Origin of the sequence: Mesorhizobium sp. WSM4310, from assembly GCF_007003935.1 — a bacterium.
In the GTDB taxonomy this organism is placed as follows: domain Bacteria; phylum Pseudomonadota; class Alphaproteobacteria; order Rhizobiales; family Rhizobiaceae; genus Mesorhizobium.
The window spans coordinates 247005-266643 of the sequence record NZ_VFTA01000002.1; the positions used below are offsets into that span (position 1 = coordinate 247005).

20 protein-coding genes are annotated in these 19639 nt (G+C 60.2%); 5 read left to right on the forward strand and 15 right to left on the reverse strand.

Annotation, left to right across the window (positions count from 1 at the left end):
* Window positions 1-60: 60 nt before the first annotated feature.
* From FJV80_RS04150 to FJV80_RS04180, 7 genes are read right to left on the reverse strand one after another with little or no spacing between them, the layout of a single operon-like run.
* Entirely contained in the window at window positions 61-750 is a 690-nt protein-coding gene (locus tag FJV80_RS04150; protein WP_095787035.1) for a response regulator transcription factor, read from the reverse strand.
* Window positions 747-3479 (reverse strand): sensor histidine kinase KdpD, encoded by a 2733-nt coding sequence (locus FJV80_RS04155; protein ID WP_142875611.1) that lies wholly within the window; start codon window positions 3477-3479, stop codon window positions 747-749. The genes FJV80_RS04150 and FJV80_RS04155 overlap by 4 nt, the downstream gene beginning before the upstream one ends.
* Before the next feature lie 57 nt (window positions 3480-3536).
* Complete coding sequence (gene kdpC / locus FJV80_RS04160) at window positions 3537-4100, reverse strand: potassium-transporting ATPase subunit KdpC (RefSeq protein ID WP_095772536.1); 564 nt, start codon at window positions 4098-4100, stop codon at window positions 3537-3539.
* A gap of 11 nt (window positions 4101-4111) precedes the next feature.
* Entirely contained in the window at window positions 4112-6205 is a 2094-nt protein-coding gene (kdpB, locus tag FJV80_RS04165; RefSeq protein ID WP_142875612.1) for a potassium-transporting ATPase subunit KdpB, read from the reverse strand.
* On the reverse strand, window positions 6202-6411 hold the full coding sequence (locus FJV80_RS04170; protein ID WP_245433474.1) for a hypothetical protein: 210 nt from the start codon (window positions 6409-6411) through the stop codon (window positions 6202-6204). Before FJV80_RS04170 ends, kdpB begins: the two co-directional genes overlap by 4 nt.
* Window positions 6412-6418: 7 nt before the next feature.
* On the reverse strand, window positions 6419-8122 hold the full coding sequence (gene kdpA, locus FJV80_RS04175; RefSeq protein WP_142875613.1) for a potassium-transporting ATPase subunit KdpA: 1704 nt from the start codon (window positions 8120-8122) through the stop codon (window positions 6419-6421).
* A 34-nt stretch (window positions 8123-8156) separates the two neighbouring features.
* Window positions 8157-8246 carry a K(+)-transporting ATPase subunit F gene (locus FJV80_RS04180; protein WP_095792620.1) on the reverse strand — a complete coding sequence of 30 codons (90 nt, stop codon included), beginning with the start codon at window positions 8244-8246 and terminating at the stop codon, window positions 8157-8159.
* A 433-nt stretch (window positions 8247-8679) separates the two neighbouring features.
* Here FJV80_RS04180 and FJV80_RS04185 point away from each other — a divergent pair, with 433 nt between their 5' ends.
* On the forward strand, window positions 8680-9177 hold the full coding sequence (locus FJV80_RS04185; RefSeq protein ID WP_179295809.1) for a ferritin-like domain-containing protein: 498 nt from the start codon (window positions 8680-8682) through the stop codon (window positions 9175-9177).
* A 40-nt stretch (window positions 9178-9217) separates the two neighbouring features.
* Here FJV80_RS04185 and FJV80_RS04190 read toward each other — a convergent pair whose 3' ends face one another.
* Window positions 9218-9937 carry a Crp/Fnr family transcriptional regulator gene (locus FJV80_RS04190; RefSeq protein ID WP_095792619.1) on the reverse strand — a complete coding sequence of 240 codons (720 nt, stop codon included), beginning with the start codon at window positions 9935-9937 and terminating at the stop codon, window positions 9218-9220.
* Between the two features lie 220 nt (window positions 9938-10157).
* On the opposite strand from FJV80_RS04190, the gene FJV80_RS04195 reads away from it, so the two are divergent.
* Entirely contained in the window at window positions 10158-10394 is a 237-nt protein-coding gene (locus tag FJV80_RS04195; protein WP_095772530.1) for a hypothetical protein, read from the forward strand.
* Between the two features lie 499 nt (window positions 10395-10893).
* Here the strand turns inward: FJV80_RS04195 and FJV80_RS04205 are convergent, their stop codons facing one another.
* Window positions 10894-11196: a DUF982 domain-containing protein gene (locus FJV80_RS04205; protein ID WP_095772528.1), complete on the reverse strand. Its 303-nt coding sequence runs from the start codon at window positions 11194-11196 to the stop codon at window positions 10894-10896.
* A 197-nt stretch (window positions 11197-11393) separates the two neighbouring features.
* Window positions 11394-12653 carry an acyltransferase gene (locus tag FJV80_RS04210; protein ID WP_095772527.1) on the reverse strand — a complete coding sequence of 420 codons (1260 nt, stop codon included), beginning with the start codon at window positions 12651-12653 and terminating at the stop codon, window positions 11394-11396.
* 872 nt (window positions 12654-13525) lie between these two features.
* On the opposite strand from FJV80_RS04210, the gene FJV80_RS04220 reads away from it, so the two are divergent.
* On the forward strand, window positions 13526-14083 hold the full coding sequence (locus FJV80_RS04220) for a hypothetical protein (protein ID WP_142875615.1): 558 nt from the start codon (window positions 13526-13528) through the stop codon (window positions 14081-14083).
* A gap of 53 nt (window positions 14084-14136) precedes the next feature.
* Here FJV80_RS04220 and FJV80_RS04225 read toward each other — a convergent pair whose 3' ends face one another.
* Complete coding sequence (locus FJV80_RS04225; protein WP_246688894.1) at window positions 14137-14430, reverse strand: hypothetical protein; 294 nt, start codon at window positions 14428-14430, stop codon at window positions 14137-14139.
* A gap of 299 nt (window positions 14431-14729) precedes the next feature.
* Between FJV80_RS04225 and FJV80_RS04230 the strand changes: the two genes are divergently transcribed.
* On the forward strand, window positions 14730-16007 hold the full coding sequence (locus FJV80_RS04230) for a site-specific integrase (protein WP_142875616.1): 1278 nt from the start codon (window positions 14730-14732) through the stop codon (window positions 16005-16007).
* Here FJV80_RS04230 and FJV80_RS04235 read toward each other — a convergent pair.
* Window positions 16004-16279 (reverse strand): hypothetical protein, encoded by a 276-nt coding sequence (locus FJV80_RS04235; protein ID WP_142875617.1) that lies wholly within the window; start codon window positions 16277-16279, stop codon window positions 16004-16006. The genes FJV80_RS04230 and FJV80_RS04235 overlap by 4 nt on opposite strands.
* 351 nt (window positions 16280-16630) lie before the next feature.
* On the opposite strand from FJV80_RS04235, the gene FJV80_RS04240 reads away from it, so the two are divergent.
* Complete coding sequence (locus FJV80_RS04240) at window positions 16631-16891, forward strand: helix-turn-helix transcriptional regulator (RefSeq protein ID WP_142875618.1); 261 nt, start codon at window positions 16631-16633, stop codon at window positions 16889-16891.
* Between the two features lie 26 nt (window positions 16892-16917).
* Here the strand turns inward: FJV80_RS04240 and FJV80_RS04245 are convergent, their stop codons facing one another.
* From FJV80_RS04245 to FJV80_RS04255, 3 genes are all read right to left on the reverse strand, one after another.
* Window positions 16918-18114 (reverse strand): DUF4365 domain-containing protein, encoded by a 1197-nt coding sequence (locus FJV80_RS04245; protein WP_185975132.1) that lies wholly within the window; start codon window positions 18112-18114, stop codon window positions 16918-16920.
* A 30-nt stretch (window positions 18115-18144) separates the two neighbouring features.
* Window positions 18145-19086: a hypothetical protein gene (locus FJV80_RS04250; protein ID WP_142875620.1), complete on the reverse strand. Its 942-nt coding sequence runs from the start codon at window positions 19084-19086 to the stop codon at window positions 18145-18147.
* A gap of 98 nt (window positions 19087-19184) precedes the next feature.
* Window positions 19185-19631, reverse strand: coding sequence for a hypothetical protein (locus tag FJV80_RS04255; protein WP_142875621.1), 447 nt, complete (start codon window positions 19629-19631; stop codon window positions 19185-19187).
* Between the last annotated feature and the right edge of the window lie 8 nt (window positions 19632-19639).

A 19639-nucleotide genomic window follows, 5' to 3' on the forward strand; every position in this document is an offset into this window, starting at 1 on the left:
TACGGTTTTCCGCCCGGAATTGCGTCAAAACAAAAAGTTAGAACTTCAATTCGAGCTGTCTCAATCGACACGCAGCCGATAGCCGACACCGGTCTCGGTGGTGATGTAGCGCGGCTGGTCGGGGGTCTTCTCGATCTTCTGCCGGAGCTGCCTGACATAGACCCGGAGATACTGCACGTCGGTCGAATCATCCCAGATCTGCTTCAGGATGAAATGGTGGGTCAGCACCTTGCCGGCATGCTGCACCAGGATGCGCAATATGTCGTATTCCTTCGGCGAGAGTTTTATCTCCTCGCCCTCGACCTTGACGATGCGCTTGACCAGATCGACGCTGAGGTCGCCGCTTTGGAATACAGGCTTCTCGCCCTGTTGCTGGAACTTGTGCCGCAACGCCACGCGGATGCGCGCCACCAGTTCGTTCATGCCGAACGGTTTGGTGACATAATCGTCGGCGCCGAGTTCGAGCGCATTGACGATGCCGGCCTCGTCGGTGCGGCTGGAGAGGATGACGACGGGAATGTCGAGGCCCTCGTCACGCCATTTGCGCAGGAGCTCATGACCGCCCATGCCAGGCAGGCCGAGGTCGAGCAGCACCAGATCCGGCTTTTCCTGTTCCATCAGTTCGATCGCCACCTTGGCGTTCGGCGCCTCGCTGATGACATAGCCCTGGCTGCCGAGGCCGACCCGAAGCAGCTTGCGGATCGGCGGCTCGTCATCGACGACCAGTATCCTGACATTCGAATTTGTCATGAAGGCCGATCCACGCTGGTCTCTTCGCCGCGATTGCCGGCATCGGGTGCTTCCGCCGGCACCGGCATCCTGATGGTGAACGCAGCCCCTGTGCGGTCGGTCCGGTTGGCGGCCGAGATGGTGCCGCCCATCGATTCGACAAAGCCGCGGCAGATCGACAGGCCAAGGCCGGTGCCGGCGCGCACCTGATCGCCCTTGCGCGCCCGGTAAAACGTGTCGAACACACGTTCCAAATCATGCGCCGGAATGCCCGGCCCCTCATCCATGATCTGCACGATGACGGATCCATTGTCGGCCCATCCCTGCACGCGGATCGTCGAGCCGGATGGCGAATATTTCGACGCATTGTCGAGAAGATTGAACAGAACCTGCTCGAACAGCACGGGATCGAGCTTCAGCATCGGCAATTCGGGCGGAATATCGACCTCGATCTTGTGTTCGCTGGTGATCTTGCGGGCGCGGTTGAGCGCCGTGCCGACAATATCGCCGACATAGTGCAAGGCATAGTTCGGCTCCATCGCCCCGGATTCGATCTTGGTCATGTCGAGCAGATTGGCGATGAAGCGGTTCAACCGTTCCGATTCGTCGATCACCGTCGACAGGAGCTCCGCCCGGTCCTGCTCGGGTAGATCCGGCGCGAATTCCTTGAGCGTGCCGGCCGCTCCCATGATCGCCGAGAGCGGCGTTTTCAGATCATGCGAAATCGAGGTCAGCAGGGCAGAGCGCAGCCGGTCGGCTTCGGCAGCAAGCTTGGCCCGGTCGACATCGGCGACCAATTGGACGCGCTCGATCGCCACCGCCGCCTGGTCGGCCAGCGCGTCGAGCAGGCGCTGCTGCTCGGGCGTCAGCAGCGGGCCCTGCTTGTCATTGTCGAGGCCGACGACACCGATCGCGGTGCGTCCGGTCCGCAAGGGCAGATAGAGACGCTTGGCGCCAGGCAGCGTGTCGGCGCCGCGCCCGGCGGCGCGGTTGTGTTCCCAGGCCCAGCGGGCTGCGGCGATATCTGCCTCTGCCAGCGTGTCGTCCGGCGGATAGCCTGCCTTGACGGTGATGGTGCCGTCTTCGGGCAGCAGCACCACCACGCGCAGCTTCAGCATCGAGGCGATCTGGAAGGCGGTGGCCCACAGCACGTCGTCGAGTGTGCCGGCGCCGGCGAGCTTCTTGGAGAAGAGGTAGATGTCCTCGGTGGCCCGTGCCCGCGAGCGGGCGGCGACGGCCTGGCGCTGCATGCGCGCGGCGAGATTGCTGGCGATGACCGCGACGGCCAAGAAGACGGCGAGCGCCACGATGCTCTCGGGATCCCGGATCGTCAGGGTGTAGCGCGGCTCCAGGAAGAAATAGTTGAAGGCAAGGGCGCTGAGGAAGCACGCATAGAGCGCCGGCCAAAGGCCGCCGGCCACCGCCGATGTCAGCACCGCCAGGAGGAAGACGATCGCCAGATTGCGGACGTCGAGGAACTGGTCGAGGACGGTGCTGACGGCCAACGAACCCGCGACATAGGTGGTGGCGAGCAGATAGGGCCAGATCTGGAATTGCTTCTGCTCGGCCGCCGCCTTGACCCTTCTCGAGGCCGCCTCGGCATCCCGCTCGGTCCCCGAAATGACGTGGACGCTGATATCGCCGGCATTGCGGATCAAATCATAGGTGAGCGAGCCCTCGATCAGTTCGCGCCAGCGCGACCGGGTCGGCCGGCCGACCACGATATGGGTGAAATTGTTCGCCGTCGCATGGCGCACGATGTCCTGCGCGACATTCTGGCCGGGAATGGTCGTCACCTCGGCGCCGAGCTGCTCGGCAAGGCGCATCAGCGTGGCGAGCCGGTCCTTGTCTTCCTCGGACATGCCGGCCGAGCGCGGCGTATCGACATGCAGCGCCGTCCATGGCGCGCGAAGCCGGTCGGCCAGCCTGCGCGCGTAGCGGATGCGAGCCGCACCGCCCGGACGCGCGTCGACGCACACGAGCACCCTCTCGCCGGCGGCCCATGGGCCCTGAATGGCGTGGGATTGCATGTGATTGAGCAACTGCTCATCGACGCGCTGGGCGGTGCGGCGCAGCGCCAGTTCGCGCAGCGCCGTCAGATTGCCCGACGAGAAATAGTTCTCGATGGCGCGCTGCGCCGTGTTGGGGAAATAGACCTTTCCCTCTTCCAGCCGCTTGATCAGGTCGTCGGGCGTCAGGTCGATGATCTCGACATCGTCGGCCTGGTCGATGATGGAATCGGGAACAGTCTCGCGCACCCTGACCCGCGTGATCTGCGCGACGACATCGTTCAGGCTTTCGACATGCTGGATGTTGAGCGTCGTGTAGACGTCGATGCCGCGCGCCAGGATCTCCTGGACGTCGAGATAACGCTTCGGGTGGCGGCTGCCGGGCGCGTTGGTGTGGGCGAGCTCGTCGACCAGAACCAATGCGGGGCGCCGGGCGAGGATGGCGTCGATGTCCATCTCGTCGAGGACGCGCCCCTTGTAGTCGATCTTGCGGCGGGGGATGACTTCGTAACCCTCGACCAGGGTCTGGGTTTCCCTGCGGCCATGCGTCTCGACGACGCCGATCACCACATCGATGCCGTCCGCCAGCCTGGCACGGCCCGACATCAGCATTTCGTAGGTCTTGCCGACACCGGGCGCGGCGCCGAGGAATATCCGCAGGCGGCCGCGTCCCTCCCGCTCGGCGTGCTCGAGCAGCGCGTCGGGGGAAGGTCGGTTTTCGTTGCTTCTGTCGTCCGGCATCAGGATCGATCATGGCGAGGTCCGGGGATGCTGTCGATCCCCGGACCTCTCCACCACCTATTTAGCCGCGTCGAGCGCCAGGTTGAGCGCGAGCACGTTGACGACAGGCTCTCCCATGAAGCCGAGCTCCCTGCCCTCGACCTGGCCGTCGACGAGCGCCTTGACCTTGGCTTCGTCGATGCCCCTGGCCTTGGCCACGCGCGGAACCTGGAAATAGGCGGCCTCCGGGCTGATCTGCGGGTCAAGGCCGCTGCCCGACGTCGTCACCAGATCCATTGGGACCGGTGCGTTCGGATTCTCCGCCTTCAGCTTCTCGGCATCGCCCTTGATGCGCTCGATCAGCTTGGGATTGGTCGGGCCGAGATTGGTGCCGCCGGAGGCGGTGGCATCGTAACCATTGCCGGCCGCCGAAGGCCTTCCATGGAAATACTTGTCGCTGGCGAAGACCTGGCCGATCAGCTCGGAGCCGATGACCGTTTTGTCCTTCTCGATCAGGCTGCCATTGGCTTGGTGCGGAAACAGCGCCTGGGCAATGCCGGTCATGCCGATCGGATAGATCAGTCCGGTCAGGACCGTGAAGAAGACGATCATGATGATCGCGGGTCTTATCTGGGTGAGCATGGATCTATTCCTTAAGCGAGGCCGAGGGCGGTGACGATCATATCGATCGCCTTGATGCCAACGAACGGCACGATGATGCCGCCGAGGCCGTAGACGAGGAGGTTGCGGCGGAGCAGCGCGCCGGCGCCGATGGCGCGATATTTGACGCCTTTCAGCGACAGCGGGATCAGCGCGATGATGATCAGCGCGTTGAAGATGATGGCCGACAGGATGGCGCTCTGCGGCGTGCCCAGATGCATGATGTTGAGCGCCTGCAACGGGCCGGTCGTCTGTCCCGGCGCGACGTAGAAGATCGCAAACATCGCCGGGATGATGGCAAAATACTTGGCAACGTCATTGGCGATGGAGAAGGTCGTCAGCGAGCCGCGTGTCATCAGCAGCGCCTTGCCGATCTCGACGATCTCGATGAGCTTGGTCGGATCGCTGTCGAGGTCGACCATGTTGCCCGCCTCGCGGGCGGCGACCGTGCCGGTGTTCATCGCGACGCCGACATCGGCCTGGGCAAGGGCCGGCGCATCGTTGGTGCCGTCGCCGCACATGGCGACCAGCTTGCCCTTGGCCTGTTCGTCTCGGATCAGCTTCAGCTTGTCCTCGGGCGTTGCCTGGGCGAGAAAGTCGTCGACGCCGGCTTCCGCCGCGATCGCCGCTGCCGTCATCGGATTGTCGCCGGTGATCATCACCGTGCGGATACCCATCTTGCGCAACTCGGCAAAGCGCTCCCTGATGCCACCCTTGACGATGTCCTTGAGGTGGACGACGCCGAGCAGGCGACCATCGCGCTCGACCGCCAGCGGCGTGCCGCCAGACTTGCCAATCTCGTCGGCGATCGCCTGGAGATCCCTGACGGTATCGCTGCCGGGACGCGTGCCGTGGGCGGCCACCGTCGACTGATTGACGTGGGCAAGCACGGAATCGACGGCGCCCTTGCGTACCGACGAGCCGTCGATGTCGACGCCGCTCATGCGGGTCTGCGCCGTGAAGGGCACGAAGGTGGCGTGCAATGTCGCCATGTCACGGGCGCGGATGCCGTATTTCTCCTTGGCCAACACGACGATCGAGCGCCCCTCAGGCGTCTCGTCGGCGAGCGAGGCGAGTTGCGCCGCGTCGGCCAGTTCCTGCTCGGTGACGCCCTTGACCGGGCGGAATTCGGTCGCCTGGCGGTTGCCGAGCGTGATGGTGCCGGTCTTGTCGAGGAGCAGCGTGTCGACGTCGCCGGCGGCTTCCACGGCACGACCCGACATGGCCAGCACGTTGAAGCGCACCAGGCGGTCCATGCCGGCAATGCCGATGGCCGAGAGCAGCGCGCCGATGGTGGTCGGGATCAAGGTGACGAACAGCGCGACCAGCACAGTCACCGAGATATAGCCGCCGGAATAGGAGGCAAAGCTCGGGATGGTCGCGGTGGCCAGCACGAAGATCAGCGTCATGCCGACGAGCAGGATGTTGAGCGCGATCTCGTTCGGTGTCTTCTGGCGCGCGGCCCCTTCGACCAGTGAGATCATGCGGTCGAGGAAGGTGTGGCCGGACGCGGCTGATATGCGCACGCGGATCCAGTCGGACAGAACCTGCGTGCCGCCGGTGACGGCAGAACGGTCGCCGCCGGATTCGCGGATGACCGGTGCGGACTCCCCGGTGATTGCCGCCTCATTGACCGAGGCCACGCCTTCGATCACCTCGCCGTCGGACGGGATGATGTCGCCGGCTTCGACCAGCACGATGTCGCCGACCTTCAGGCTGGTGCCGGGCACCAGCTTGAATTTGGAGCGGTCCTCGCCGGCCAGCAGCTTGGCCTGGGTCTCGGTGCGCGCCTTGCGCAGCGAGTCGGCCTGCGCCTTGCCGCGCCCCTCGGCGACCGCTTCGGCGAAATTGGCGAACAGCACCGTGAACCACAGCCAGATGATGATCTGCAATGTGAAGCGCAGGTCGCCGCCGCCGGTGATGAGGTCCCTGACGAACAGCACTGACGTCAGCGCCGAGACGATTGCGACGACGAACATCACCGGGTTGCGGGCCAGCGTGCGCGGGTCGAGTTTGCGGAAGGCACCGCCAATGGCGGGCCAAAGAATGCTGGCATCCATGATGCTGGCTGATTTTGTGTGACTCATTTTGAAGCTCCGGCTTCGCTGTTGTTGGGCGGCACCGGGTGATTGGATGCCGAAAAGGGTGGGCCGTAGACCAGCAGCCAGATCACGATCATGACGGCCGCAATGCCGAGGAACGTCGAAACGGTCGGGAAGGGAGGAGGCTTGGCCTCCCCCTCGCTGTCGGCCGGCGGCCTGGCCTTGCGACGCTTGCTGCTGAACAAGGGCATGGCCGCCTCAGAAGGTTTGCCCATGGATCATCGCCAGGTGCTCGATGATCGGCCCGACGGCGAGCGCAGGGAAGAAAGTGAGGCCGCCAACGATGACGATGACGCCGATCAGCAGCCCGACGAACAGCGGACCGTCGGTCGGGAACGTGCCGGCCGACGCCGGCACCGTCTTCTTCGCCACCAGCGAGCCGGCAATGGCCAGTGCGGGGATGATGACCAGGAAGCGGCCCATCAGCATGGTGATGCCGAGCGTGATGTTGTACCAGGGCGTATTGCCTGAGAGGCCGGCAAAGGCCGAGCCGTTGTTCGCCGCCGCCGAGGTATAGGCGTAGAGTATCTCGGAGAAGCCATGCGGCCCGCTATTGGCGATCGATGCCACGGCGCTTGGCAGAACCGCCGCGATGGCCGTGAATGTCAGCATCGCCAGCGGCAGGCACAGGATGGCCAGCATCGCCATCTTGACTTCCTTGGCCTCGATCTTCTTGCCGAGATATTCCGGCGTGCGGCCGACCATCAGGCCGGCAACGAAGACGGCAACCACGACGAACATCAGGATGCCGTAGAAGCCGGCGCCGACACCGCCGACGATGACCTCGCCGAGCTGCATGTTGATGATCGGGATCAAGCCACCGAGCGCCGTGAAGCTGTCATGCATGGCATTGACCGCGCCGCAGGAGGCGGACGTGGTGATGACGGCGAACAGCGCGGAAAGGGCGATGCCGAAGCGACTCTCCTTGCCTTCCATGTTGCCGCCGTCGATGCCCAGTGCATGCACCAGCGGGTTGCCGGCGGCTTCCGCCCAGTAGCAGACGGCAACGCCGGCGATGAACAGCACGCCCATGGCGGCGAGGATCGCCCAGCCCTGGCGCTGGTTGCCGACCATGCGGCCGAAGACATTGGTCAGGGCAGCGCCGAGCGCGAAGATCGTGACCATCTGGATGAAATTGGAGATCGCGTCGGGGTTTTCAAAAGGATGCGCCGAGTTGGCGTTGAAGAAGCCGCCGCCATTGGTGCCCAGCATCTTGATGGCGAGCTGCGAGGCGACGGGCCCGACCGCGATCGTCTGCTGCGCCCCCTCCAGCGTCGTTGCGTTGACATAGCGTCCGAGCGTCTGCGGCACGCCGAGCCAGACATAGGCAAGGGTCAGGACGATACAGAGCGGCAGGAGTATGTAGAGGGTGCAGCGGGTCATATCGACCCAGAAATTGCCGATCGACTTGACCGAAGCGCGGGCAAAGCCACGGATCAGCGCGACCGCGATGGCGATGCCGACGGCCGCGGACATGAAGTTCTGCACCGCGAGGCCGGCCATCTGCACGAGATAGGACATCGTGCTTTCGCCGCCATAGTTCTGCCAGTTGGTGTTGGTCGGAAAGCTGACGGCGGTGTTGAATGCGAGAGTGGGTTCGACGGCTGTCATGCCGGCCGGATTGTACGGCAGGACGCCTTGCAGCCGTTGCATGACATAGAGCACCAGGAAGCTGGCCAGGCTGAAGAACATGATGCCTGCCGCGTAAGTGGTCCAGTGCTGCTCCTCGCGCTCGCTGGTTCCCGAGATGCGATAAAGCCCGCGTTCAATCGGGCCTAGAACCGGCGAAAGAAATGTCCGGTCGCCATTGAAGACGCGGTACATGTAGCCGCCGAGCGGCTTCACCAGCAAAAGGACGATCCCGCAGTAGACGAGGATCTGTAGCCATCCGTTGAGAGTCATGGTTGTAGCTTTCCGTGCCTTGCACCAGTTGCCATCAGAAGCGTTCTGGGCGAACGAGGGCGTATGTCAGGTAGACGAGGAGGAACACTGTCACACCGCCACCGAGAATATAGTCGAGAAACATGTTTCGATCCTCCGGCTTAAAGAATGTCGCAGGCTTTGATGTAGACCAAGGACAGGGCAAAAAACAAAACCCCTATCCCGAGAACAATAATGTCCATTGTGCTTGTTCCTTGCTTTGATTTTTCTACTCGGCAGCTGCCGGAGCAGGCCTGCAATTACGTGAAAACGGCGCGCCGCATTCCTATTGGCGGCGTCCGACGTTTTTCCCATGCGGAATATGGAGCCGATCGCCATAAAGGTTCGAGACGGCGCGGGGCGGAAAGAAATAGGAATTTTATAAAGGTTTTTGCCGGCCCCGTCGGTGTCGGGGGAGATAGCGTCCCGATAAGGATTTATCGGGTTGGATCGCTCGACCGCCCTATGCCGCGCGGATGGAACGAATCAATCTGCGGGAGATTGTCGACCTGAGGGTTCACGCATCAGAGGATATGACGATGGCAAAGCAGAAAATGCTCGACGACCTGTTTCATGACACGCTGAAGGACATCTATTTCGCCGAAAAGAAGATATTGGCGACACTGCCGAAAATGGCCAAGGCCGCGCAAAGCGCCGAGCTGAAGGCCGCCTTCGAAAAGCACCGCACCGAGACCGAGGGCCACGTCGCCAGACTGGAGAAAGTCTTCGGCGTGATCGGCAAGAAGCCGGTCGGCAAGACCTGTGCGGCGATCATGGGTATCACCGAGGAAGGCGCCGAGATCATGGAGGAGTACAAGGGATCTCCCGCGCTCGATGCCGGTCTGCTGGCCGCCGCGCAGGCGGTCGAGCACTACGAGATCTCACGCTATGGCACGCTGAGGACGTGGGGCGGTGAACTCGGCCTGAACGAAGCCGTGACGCTTCTCGAAGCAACGCTGAAGGAAGAGAAGGCCACGGACGAGGCCCTGACCAAGATCGCGGAGACGGCGGTCAACGTAGCAGCCGAAGCGGCTTGAACGTCTCGCCCACAGGATCGGGAGCCGCGTCTGGAATAAACTAACGCGGCTCCCGCATCATGCTGAGATAGGTGGGATCGAACTCGGCGATTTCCTGCAGCCGGTGCCAGTCGAGAATGGTCACCGTGTGGTTTGCCCAGTTGACGACCCCGACCTTGCGCAAGGCGCCGATAACCCGGTTCATGTGCACCACCGACAAGCCTAGCACATCGGCCAGTTCAACCTGCGAGAGCGGCAGGTGAAAGCTCATGCCGCTGGTCCGCTGCACCACCTGCAGCCGCACGAAGAGTTCACAGACGAGATGGGCCAGATGCGAGGTCTTGGAGCGCCGCCCCATGGCGACGATCCACTCGCGGTGGATGGCGCCGTCGACCAGCGTGTCCAGCCACAACAGCCGGGTCAGGTGCGGCGCCTGCTCGGTGATGGCGCGAAGCCGGCTATGGTCCGCGAACATGACATGACAGGGCGACAGAGCGACGATGCCGTGATCCATGGTCTTCAGCAGGAAAGCGTGGAGATCGACGAAATCGCCGGACACCTGCAATGAGGTGAACTGCCGGCCGCCATTCTCCAGCACCTTGTAGCGCGCCGCCAGCCCGTCGAGGATCAGCGTCGAATAAGTCGGCCGCGCCCCCGATGCGACGATGTCCTGGCCGGTGGCGAAATGCCTCTCGAACGTCATGGCGCCGGCGAGCAGCGCCTTCTCGGCGTCTGACAGCGCGTCATGCTGCCCCAGGTTCAGATAGAGGGATTCAAGCACCGCAATCTCCGGCGAAAGGGCTTCGACAGCCGATCGCCATCTTGTTCTGTCGGAAGCAAAGGCGGCTTCGGCTGCATACGCCGTTGGCCGCTGCTAAGCATTAACATTTGTTAGCGCCTGCTTGTTCCGCGGCAAATGCCCCTCTGACGGAACAACTGGTTGGTCCGCGAATTGTCGGTTGAATATTTCGCCATCTCATCAGTCTGAGGTTCAGCCCATCATGCCTCGATATTATCTTGACCTCTACAATGGCGACGGTCTGACGGTCGATGATGACGGCCAGGTCTTCGAGACGCGCGAACGCCTACGGCGCGAAGCGATCCGCATTCTGCCCGACATCGTCCGCGACGAGATCATCGAAAACGGCCACACCGCCATCACCGTCAAGGTACGCGACGAGGAGGGACACCAGATATTCGAGGCCTCGCTCGTCGTCTCGTCAGGTTGGTGTGACTGACACCTCTATCCCGGAACATCGATGACAAAAGCCTTCCAACCATCATTTGTAATCGCCGCCCCCGCCGCAACGCTGCACCATGCGGGGCCGGAAGATGATGGAGGCGGCGATTTGTTCCAAATCAACGCTGGTTCGTAATGGAGTTAGCAGCACATGGTCCGTGCAAAAGTCGACACCCAGCGCGATGAGCGCGCCAAGCGTGAATCGCAGATCGTACTCGACGCCGAGCGGGCGGCCCGCGAAGCGAAGACAGCCAGATTGAGAGAGCTGCGCCTCGCAGCGCAGTCATCGCAAGAGCCCGATCCGACGAGGCCCAAGCCGACGCGTCGGCGCGCGCCTTCGAAAGGTTGATCGCCTACACCGTTGGGCAAAACATCATCGGCAGATGACGGCGATCCTTGTGATCGCCTTGCAACAAAGCGAAGCCCGGCTCGGGAAGGCCAAGCCGGGCTTTCGGTGGTGGCGGCGTTAGCCGCCACCACGGGAGGTGGCCTCAAACTCAGGCGGCGTAGCCGCCATAGCCGCGCGCGACGGCGCGCGCCACGATGTCCGGCTCGACTTCGGGCCAGAGGATGCCGGTTGCTTGTGCGAACTCGACGAGCGCATGGCGCGCCTCGTCCCTGGTGATACAGCCTTCCAGCGCAAGGCCGCACGCCTCCACGGCATTGCGATGGAGGGGGCCACGGCGCGAGGTCGTCCAATCGGTCAGGAAATCGTGCATTTCGGCCAGCGAGGCAATCTCGCGCTTGAAGCCAAGGCCGACGGTCAGTGCGACCGGTGAATGAAACAGCTTGTCGTGCATGAAGCAGGCTCCTGATTATAGCAGCGCCAGGAGAAATATCCGGGCTGGTCCACGGAGGGGACGCCGTGAAACGCGCTGCGGGCCAAGAGGTTCCGGGCCGGGAGCATTTCATATGAAATGCGGCGGTCGTGCTCTGATCGCGATGCCCGCATCGTTCGCGTCAGCCCAGGCCAAACAGCGTTCGAATGGCCCGGAAATCATCGCTCTTGGGCGTTGTGCGCGGCCTGCAGACTGTCTTGTGAGACGTCCGCGGTGCGCCAGGGCTGCGCTGCGTCAGCGGCTGTCGTCTCACGCACCTCGCGCTGCGTCGACAGGCGAAGAACTGCCGCAAGACGGTTTCCCAGCGAGACGCCCGGCTTTTCGATCACAAGGTGCGCGACCAGCGCCATGAGGACCAGAAGCACCATCGCAATCAATATCACGAGCCAATATTGGGCGGCATTGTCCATGGCGAAGGCCCGCAGGGGGGCGATGGAGAACGTCGAGACGAAGGCAAGCCCTTGCAAGAGATAGATGCCAAAGCTGATCTCGCCCAGCCGCACTGAGCGGGAGGCCGTCAGCAGACCAAAGAAATCAGCGCCCGTCACCACCAGGAAGAAGGTGGCAATGCATAGCAGCATCGGCCCCGGCGCGTAGGCAGTCTTATAAACGGCGAAGATACACACCAGCATCACCAGGGCGGCGGCGGACAAGGCATGCCGATGCCACTTCACCAGCAGGCCTTGCGCTTCAAGCGTTGCGCACAACATTCCGCCCGCGAAAAGCCCCAGAAAGCCGTAGGCGGGGCGGCCCCCGTTCACTGACATGAGAATTGAAAACGCCAGGAGAAAGGCTGGCAAGCCCATGCGGGCCACCGGATGCCGGCTGAATATCGCCGCGATCGGCAGGCTGAAATACAACAGCCATTCATAGGGCAAGGTCCAGGTTACGCAGGCCAATACGCAGACGCGGGAACTCGAAAGCGGGACATAGCCGAAGACACCGAACAGCAGATTGAAAAATGCCCGCTCGTAGGTCGCGAAGGCCGAATAGTCGATCGCGCCATCGGCGACCTCCAAAGCCATCGCCGTACCGACGGCCAGAACATAGAGCGGCCCGATCCTGAAAGCCCGCTTGAGGAACAGGGTCGGAAAATCCACGGAGGACTTTGCCGACAGCAGTTTCCCCCAGAACAGATAGGCGGAGATGATGAAGAACAAGGATACGCCCACCTGTCCCAGTGGGCCATAGAAAGCCGAAGGCGGATACTTCCATGCGCCGGTCGCCAGCATTTCATGGTAGATGACGGCGTGGTGAAGCACGACGGCAAGCGCCAGATAGCCTCGCATTCCGTCTATTGCCCGCACCCTGGAGGAGTTCGATTCGAAACCTACCCGCTGAAACAGCGGCATGCCCGCAAGCGGCCAAAGCAGCGCGACGACCACGAAAGCGGGCCAGATGTCATAAAGTCCAATCACGATTGCTCCGAGCCGATGCGCACAGCACGCTGAGTCGCCTTGTTGGACTATGCAACCTTGCCCGGAGCCGGCACAAGCGCTCGCCACCATCCGCCAACCGAACAATCATTGGGGCCGAAGCCGTCGAGCGCATGCACGACGACCGGTTCTTGGCGAGCACAAGACCGCCCACAATGCACCGCGCTTGCTGGCCATGGTTGCCGTGGTGCTGGAACGGGAACTGTGGAGGCCGCAAGACGGAGACGATGACAAGCGACCACGCCGTGGCGCGCACTGCCTTGCTCCTGACGCCGAACGACGCCCAAACTATGTAGAATTGGAATTCGCGTGTGGATCGATCTTCGTCAGGCGCTTTCTGGCCTCGATGACACGCTGCTGAGCGGCTCTTATCCTGCCGCAGAGCGCAATATTAATTCCCACCCCGCAATCTTCGTCCAGCATTTCCTTGGCGCGTCTGAGGGTGACCTCCGCCCGCTTAACTCGCCGGCGCGCCGACCGCGTGCGGTTCGTTCCGTTCAATCTGTGAAGGTCCAGACACCGGCCGCCCTAAACTGCGGATCTCGGAAAACCTAATGACGCTTCGGAGGCCTGCGCGCCCTATTGTTTGGTGTTGGATCTCTTGATCAAGCCATGGGCATCCCGCCGACGCCGCAGCGCATCATGCCTCGCACTGCCGAGGATGTTCGGGGTCGGTGGCTTTGTACTACTCTTCGAATTTCACGGCGTACAGACGGCCACCTCGGAGTGTGCTATAGTGAAAGATAAGTTGGACTGAAGAAGTGCGGGCCGCATGCGTTTGGAGCTGGTGGTCGGCAACTTTGACTTATTGAGATGCAGACTAGCGAAAATACCGTGGAGGGGGATTTTTTAACATGGAGGACCCACAGCCCGCTGACCGCGCCTCAAAAATCATTAACAATACTAAGGTCATATTCGAAATACTTGGTATAATAGCGGCTGGGGTTTGGGCTTTTTTCGTTTTTGGAAAAACTCAAGACCCCCAATTCCATTCGCAATTGAACGTTTCGTCCAAGATAAATTTCTTTAGGTCCGTAAGCGAATCCGGCTCTTGCGTTACAGCGATCAACGTAACGATCTCCAACGATCGAAATGCTAGCGTTAAGGTAAAGAGCCTGAGCCTTCGAGTATGGCATTTCGACTTTCCGTCCTCTCAGAGCGGAGGGGGGGGGTATTTTGACTACGAAGCGCTCAAGCAGACAAAACCGACCTGGGAGTTGCCCAAAGGAGCAGGGTCAGTGCTTATGGGACAATACTACCCGAAAACCGATTACGGATACCAGTTTCAATTTATTGGCGATAGAAAAGAGAGGTATGTATACTACATAGCCCAGATTGAAACTGACCCAGTTGAGGTCGGAATGGAAACTTTTTCTTCCTCTGAAGCTGAAAATAATTGCAACAGAGTGTAAAATTCTCGAAGGGGCTAACAGTTCGTCACAGGGCGACATCAGCTCCCTTCCACTCACCGGACAAACGAAACTTCCATGTCCGGCACGTCACCATTGACAAACGGCGTGGTCGGCAGGCCGTAATCGACAACCACCGGGTCGGCATCCAGGCTCCAGGCGATGACGCCCACATGGTTACTAGCCAATGCCTTTGCAGTTCGGATTGCCCGATCTTCGCTCTGCTGATCAGTCGGCCCGTACATCGGAAACAGTTCGCCATGGTCGCCTCGGTCGAACGCGACCACGACAATCAGCTTTCGTTTCTTCTGACTCGGCAGCACTAGAAAGCGCAACGGAAACAGCGGCACCCGGGAGTGCGCCGATCCGATAAGATTTCTGGGGCACCAGCATGGGGCACCGGCATTCAAAGTCGCCGCTAAAAACGGAGGAACTTCAAAACGTTAGGAAGTCCTTGATATACTGGCGGAGAGAGCGTCCGTACGCCGAACTTCTGCCTAGGTCCGCCAAGTTCCGAAAGTACAACTCGAACAATGCGGTAGCCTCCTTTCGCGTTCCGAGGAGTTCTGTATAATTCCGGCGCAATCCAATACTTGTTTGTTGGTTGAATTGTAGGTAAGATATGCCATTATGCATTTTAGGCACACCAATGGCTAGGACGATCAACAAACTAAGTGCTGTCGAGGTGGTGAAAAAGACTAAGCCAGGCCTTTACGGTGATGGTGGCGGGCTCTATTTGCAAGTTGCCAAAAGCACCTCGAAGAAAGCCGGCGAGGGAGACGTTACGAAGTCTTGGCTCTTCCGCTTCATGCTCGCGGGCAAGCCCCGGTACATGGGCCTCGGGGATGCTCAGACGTTCAACCTGAAAGAGGCGCGGGAAAGAGCTCGGGAGGCCCGCCAAAAGGTCACCGATGGCATAGACCCAATCGAGCAGCGCAACGAAAGGAAAGCGGCCCTCCGCGCCGAGGATGCGAAGCGCATCACGTTCAAGCAGGCCTCCGAGCGCTACATTGCCGCGCACTCGCCGGGCTGGAAGAATGCCAAGCACGCTGACCAGTGGAAGAACACCCTTGAGACCTACGCTTACCCTGTCATGGGTGACCTGCCCGTGGAGAAGGTCGATGACGGCCATATCAGCCAGATACTAGATCCGATCTGGACGACGAAGAACGAGACGGCCAATCGTGTGCGCGGTCGAATTGAAAACATTCTCGATTGGGCGAGGGTGAAGGGTTTTCGTCCGAAACACAGTCCCAACCCTGCTGTGTGGAAGGGCCACCTCGACAAGTCCTACCCTAAGCCGTCGAAGGTCAAGAAGGTGGTGCACCAGCCGGCGTTGCCGTTCGAGGAACTCCCGGCATTCATGGCGAGGCTTCGCGCCAATGTCGGCATTTCCGCCCGCGCCCTTGAGTTCGCCATTTTGACCGCCGCGAGAACTGGCGCCGTGATCGGGGCTAGGTGGGATGAAATCGATTTTACCGAGAAGGTCTGGACTGTGCCGGCTTCGCGGGCCGGCACCAAACTAGGTGACGATCGCAAGCGCGAACACCGCGTTCCTCTGAGCGACAGGGCACTGGAAATCCTGCAAACGGTTCCGCGCGAGAAGGACAACGAGCATGTCTTTGCCGGAGGGCGCCGAGGCAAGGCCCTGTCCAACATGGCAATGAACGAATTGATGAAGGGCTTCGGTGAACTTCCGTCCGACACGCCAGGACGACAGCCGGTCCCGCATGGTTTCCGCTCGACGTTCAAGGATTGGGCAAAGGAGCGGACGAATTTCGCGGACGACATTTCCGAGGCCGCGCTTGCCCATGTGATCTCCGATAAGACGCAATCGGCATACGAGCGCCGGGACAAGTTTGAGAAGCGCCGCAAGCTGATGGCAGCGTGGGCGGCCTTTGCAGCCACGGCAAAACCGGTGAGCTAGTTGGAAGAGGCCGATGCTTTGGCCCGAACGATGAAGTCGGAGGAGATGTCATTGCAGATTGCGCCAAACGTCTGAAAATTTCGCTTGTGCTCGTCCTGACCGGTTGGGTCGGTGTCGAAGATGTTCTTCAGGGCAACTTTGTTCTGTCGAGCTGCCTTCTCGTAGCCATCCCAATTCAGTTTGCCTTCGATCAACCGGTTGGCAGCGTCTGTTTCAGCGTCATAGTAGGCTCGCATATCCGACCAATTCGCCGCCTTTGCTAACTCGGCCATTTGCGCACTTTCAAACGCACTGACTTTCAAAGCCCAGAGGGTATCGTTTCCACCCTTCTGGAGGGTTTGGGCAACGGTGTCTCGATAATTTACGCTGATGGTTCCTCGAATGCAGAGGACGACTGACTTCTTTTGGGTCGCGCTGAGACCCCTCAGCCTAGTATCTATGTCTCTTTGCCACTTTCCCACGCCCTCAGAAAACGCTTGGCTGTGCGCCAGCAGAACGCACGTCAAAGCAAATAGGCCGGCCCTCGTCAGACGTATCCGCAAGCTCATGTCCCCCTGGCTTCGGGATAAATACTCGTCTTATATGACGTGGTTTCATAGAGTGCCAGATGTTGCTCTGACTAAATGGATGTCAGGGAACGGGTCGGCTGGAATGTGCGGCGTTTGCGGGTTGAGAAAGGCATATCGCAAGATCACCTTGCGTATGCCGCCGAGGTCGAGCGCGCCTATGTCGGATACCTGGAACGCGGCAAGCGAAATGCGACGATTACCACGTTAGAAAAGCTGGCAAGGGTTCTCGGGCACGACGTGTCGGAGCTTTTCGCTGTTCCACCCAAGGGCGCCGAGCCTATTGCGCCGCTCAATCCCGGGAGGCGCAAGAGATAACGTGTCCCATGATCGAGTGGCTTGAATTACGCGAGCCCTACCAACCACATCGTCGGTGGAAGTTCGAGCTTTGCTAGTGCAGTGGATTCCGCGAAACCATTGGCGTCAGCAAAGCCAACCAAAATAGTGACAAGTGCAGGAAAGAAGCGGGTCATGACGAGTTGTCGCGGTAGCTCGCCGACCGTCACGCCTCCTATTTCACCCATGCGAATTAGGACGCGGTTATGTTCATCCCTGGCATAGAATTCATCCAGACCATCGGTTGGTACGTCGAAGTCCACAATCGGCCGGTCGAGATAGGGGCCCGGCCATGCCTGTAAGTATGTCTCGCTGGGAAGCTTTTGGGACCAACCCCACGGACGACCAGTGCGACGGACTGCAGCAGCGAGCAATTTGTGGTCGTAGCCGAACTCATTTACGAGCAGTGGATCGGTCAGAAGCAAGGTCAGTGCACGACGGATGCGGCGTGCGTGCTTTCGATAATTTTCAAGAATGTCTAGGCGGACAATTGCATCTTTGCGCTGCTCTGCTGTGGGGTGGGATAGATCGCGCACTGCGTCGATGCTTGCGATTAGATCCGCCTCGCCCTCGACTTCAATCTCAATTCGACACGCTGCTCCCCGCAAAGCGGCACGGCCAAATTCGAGCGCCTTTAGACCAATCTCCTCTTCGGAGCCGAGGATGCCCTCATCCACGCTGTAGATTAGGGTAAAAACCTCTTCGGGAGCAGAAGCCGAAACAATGCGTGTATCGGCAAGAGACCTAAGTTGCAGGAGAGCATCATTATTATTGAGGTCGCTGGAGTCGGGTAGATCGATTGCATAGCCGTGGCGAGTGCGGCGGATGGTTTCGTCACTTACATGCTGCCAGCGAATACGTTTTGTGTCGGGTTCGCAATGCACGACGATAACTGGAAGGGAATGCCCACGCCAATAATTCGCATGCTGCTCAGTGCAATATAGCGTCCGGCCATATCGAGTCTCTTTGACCACGCTGAGGCCCCGCTTGACCTGAACAGCTATTTGACGTCCGCTCGCTTGCTTCACGTCGCCATCGGTTACCAACTCAATTACCCCGTCTACGCCGAAGTCGAGGCCAGAGCGTCGCTCGTAAAGTTGACCGAGATTGAGTATCGCAACCTCAACGGATGCCTCGCCTAGTTGGCCAGACACTGCGTTTTCACCAAGCGCTGGCAGATCATCTTTTTTCTTTCGCTCATCCACAATCTGCCCCCATAAGCACGCAATCTTAGTCTAGCGGTCAGGTTCGCCATCTCGAGCCGGATCAAAAGCTCTTTCCGGGAACGGTCCCGCGTAGAGCGCTAACCCAGTCATTTGCCGTTGGCCCGGTATCAATGCGAGCACCTTCGCGACTATTTCGAGCATCGCCACATATGCAGCCAATGCCTCATCGCGCGAGGTCGCGATTTCTCCGTAGCGCGCCTTTCCGGTGCAGCTTGCATCGGCGAGTAACTTGGGTGGAAGGTTGCAGCCGATCAGTTTGGACGAGAGTTTTGGAAGGTTGTCCAGCTTATGTCCCTGCTTGGGATAGGTTCCCGTTTCCCACTGGATCACCGCCTTCATGCACTTTTCGGCAGCTTGCTCAAAGCACCAGCGTGCGTGTCCAAATGATATACCGTCCATAAGGGCTCTGACGCCAGCGTCCAAATCCACGGAAGCCTCGGCCACTAATGGAGTCTGGTGATGGGTGAACATCTCACTACAGGCGAGCATCGCTTTCGAGAACTGGACCAATATGCTGTCATATTGTTGAGCCGGGATGCTGTCAGCATAGGCCTGTGTCAACGCGTCCATCTCCTGCAGGACGTTGCCCTTTGGAGGACTATCCTTGCCGAGCCTTCGATATTTAAAGCGCAGGCGCGCAGGGTTGATCTCGAAGTGCATCTGCCCCCAAATCCGCATAACGCGCAGGAGGAACAGATCGCCGTCGATGTCTATAATCCCGCTCGATGGCGAGTAGACGAAATTCAGCTTGCGTCCGTACCGGGCATCAAACCAATCGAGAATGTGGGCGGTAAGGGCATCGTATGACAAGTCACCAGGACTTGGATTTTCTATTGTTGAGGGGAAGCGCAGCCCAAGCCCATGACGATGCGAGAAACGCCGAAATCCTTCGAAGCCTCGGCCTTGTAGCTTGAACCTTTTACGACGCAGTTCGCGGTCGATTGCTGCCAATTCAGCATGCAATTCGTTGAGGGTCTTGGGTAAGCTTGTTGTCAAAGGCGTACTCAGAGCGAGATTGACCTAGCCCAGATATGCGCAGCAACTGGTGATTAGACTCGTCCCTGTTTTTTCAAAACCTCGGCCGCATCAAATGCGCCTTGCGCTCCCGGCTCGTTGGCATGGAACATGATGACCGTCACACCTATCGAGCGGGTCGGTGCATAGACGGGACTTGAGATTGTGGTGCCGCTGTATGTCCCGTAGGCGGTATTGCCAAACCCCGTTGCCGTAGCTTGTCCGAATGTGTTGCTGGTCATCCCTGCGAACCGACTTCCACTCGCCGTCGAAGCCTGATCAAGGCGGAAATGCGTGTAGCCGCGAGCAAGCGTCGCCTCGGCGGCCTTCTTCATGGTTATTGCGCCTGCGGAACCCGTAAACAAGGCGCCGCTTGCTTCGGTATCGAGCCGAACGACATTGGGCGCGAGCGGCATTTCGGAGGTGGTGGCGCAGCCGGCTAATGCGATAGCCAACAATGCCAGAATTCGCTTTCTCGACATGTCCCCAA

Excerpts from the sequence above, each read along its gene's own strand:
- FJV80_RS04155 (WP_142875611.1), bottom strand. The coding sequence starts at position 3,479 with ATGCCGGACGACAGAAGCAACGAAAACCGACCTTCCCCCGACGCGCTG.
- FJV80_RS04255 (WP_142875621.1), bottom strand. The coding sequence starts at position 19,631 with ATGTCGAGAAAGCGAATTCTGGCATTGTTGGCTATCGCATTAGCCGGC.
- FJV80_RS04240 (WP_142875618.1), top strand. The coding sequence starts at position 16,631 with ATGGATGTCAGGGAACGGGTCGGCTGGAATGTGCGGCGTTTGCGGGTT.
- FJV80_RS04195 (WP_095772530.1), top strand. The coding sequence starts at position 10,158 with ATGCCTCGATATTATCTTGACCTCTACAATGGCGACGGTCTGACGGTC.
- FJV80_RS04205 (WP_095772528.1), bottom strand. The coding sequence starts at position 11,196 with ATGCACGACAAGCTGTTTCATTCACCGGTCGCACTGACCGTCGGCCTT.
- FJV80_RS04150 (WP_095787035.1), bottom strand. The coding sequence starts at position 750 with ATGACAAATTCGAATGTCAGGATACTGGTCGTCGATGACGAGCCGCCG.
- FJV80_RS04185 (WP_179295809.1), top strand. The coding sequence starts at position 8,680 with ATGGCAAAGCAGAAAATGCTCGACGACCTGTTTCATGACACGCTGAAG.
- FJV80_RS04230 (WP_142875616.1), top strand. The coding sequence starts at position 14,730 with ATGGCTAGGACGATCAACAAACTAAGTGCTGTCGAGGTGGTGAAAAAG.
- kdpA (WP_142875613.1), bottom strand. The coding sequence starts at position 8,122 with ATGACTCTCAACGGATGGCTACAGATCCTCGTCTACTGCGGGATCGTC.
- kdpB (WP_142875612.1), bottom strand. The coding sequence starts at position 6,205 with ATGAGTCACACAAAATCAGCCAGCATCATGGATGCCAGCATTCTTTGG.
- FJV80_RS04220 (WP_142875615.1), top strand. The coding sequence starts at position 13,526 with ATGGAGGACCCACAGCCCGCTGACCGCGCCTCAAAAATCATTAACAAT.
- FJV80_RS04170 (WP_245433474.1), bottom strand. The coding sequence starts at position 6,411 with ATGCCCTTGTTCAGCAGCAAGCGTCGCAAGGCCAGGCCGCCGGCCGAC.
- FJV80_RS04235 (WP_142875617.1), bottom strand. The coding sequence starts at position 16,279 with ATGGCCGAGTTAGCAAAGGCGGCGAATTGGTCGGATATGCGAGCCTAC.
- kdpC (WP_095772536.1), bottom strand. The coding sequence starts at position 4,100 with ATGCTCACCCAGATAAGACCCGCGATCATCATGATCGTCTTCTTCACG.
- FJV80_RS04180 (WP_095792620.1), bottom strand. The coding sequence starts at position 8,246 with ATGTTTCTCGACTATATTCTCGGTGGCGGTGTGACAGTGTTCCTCCTC.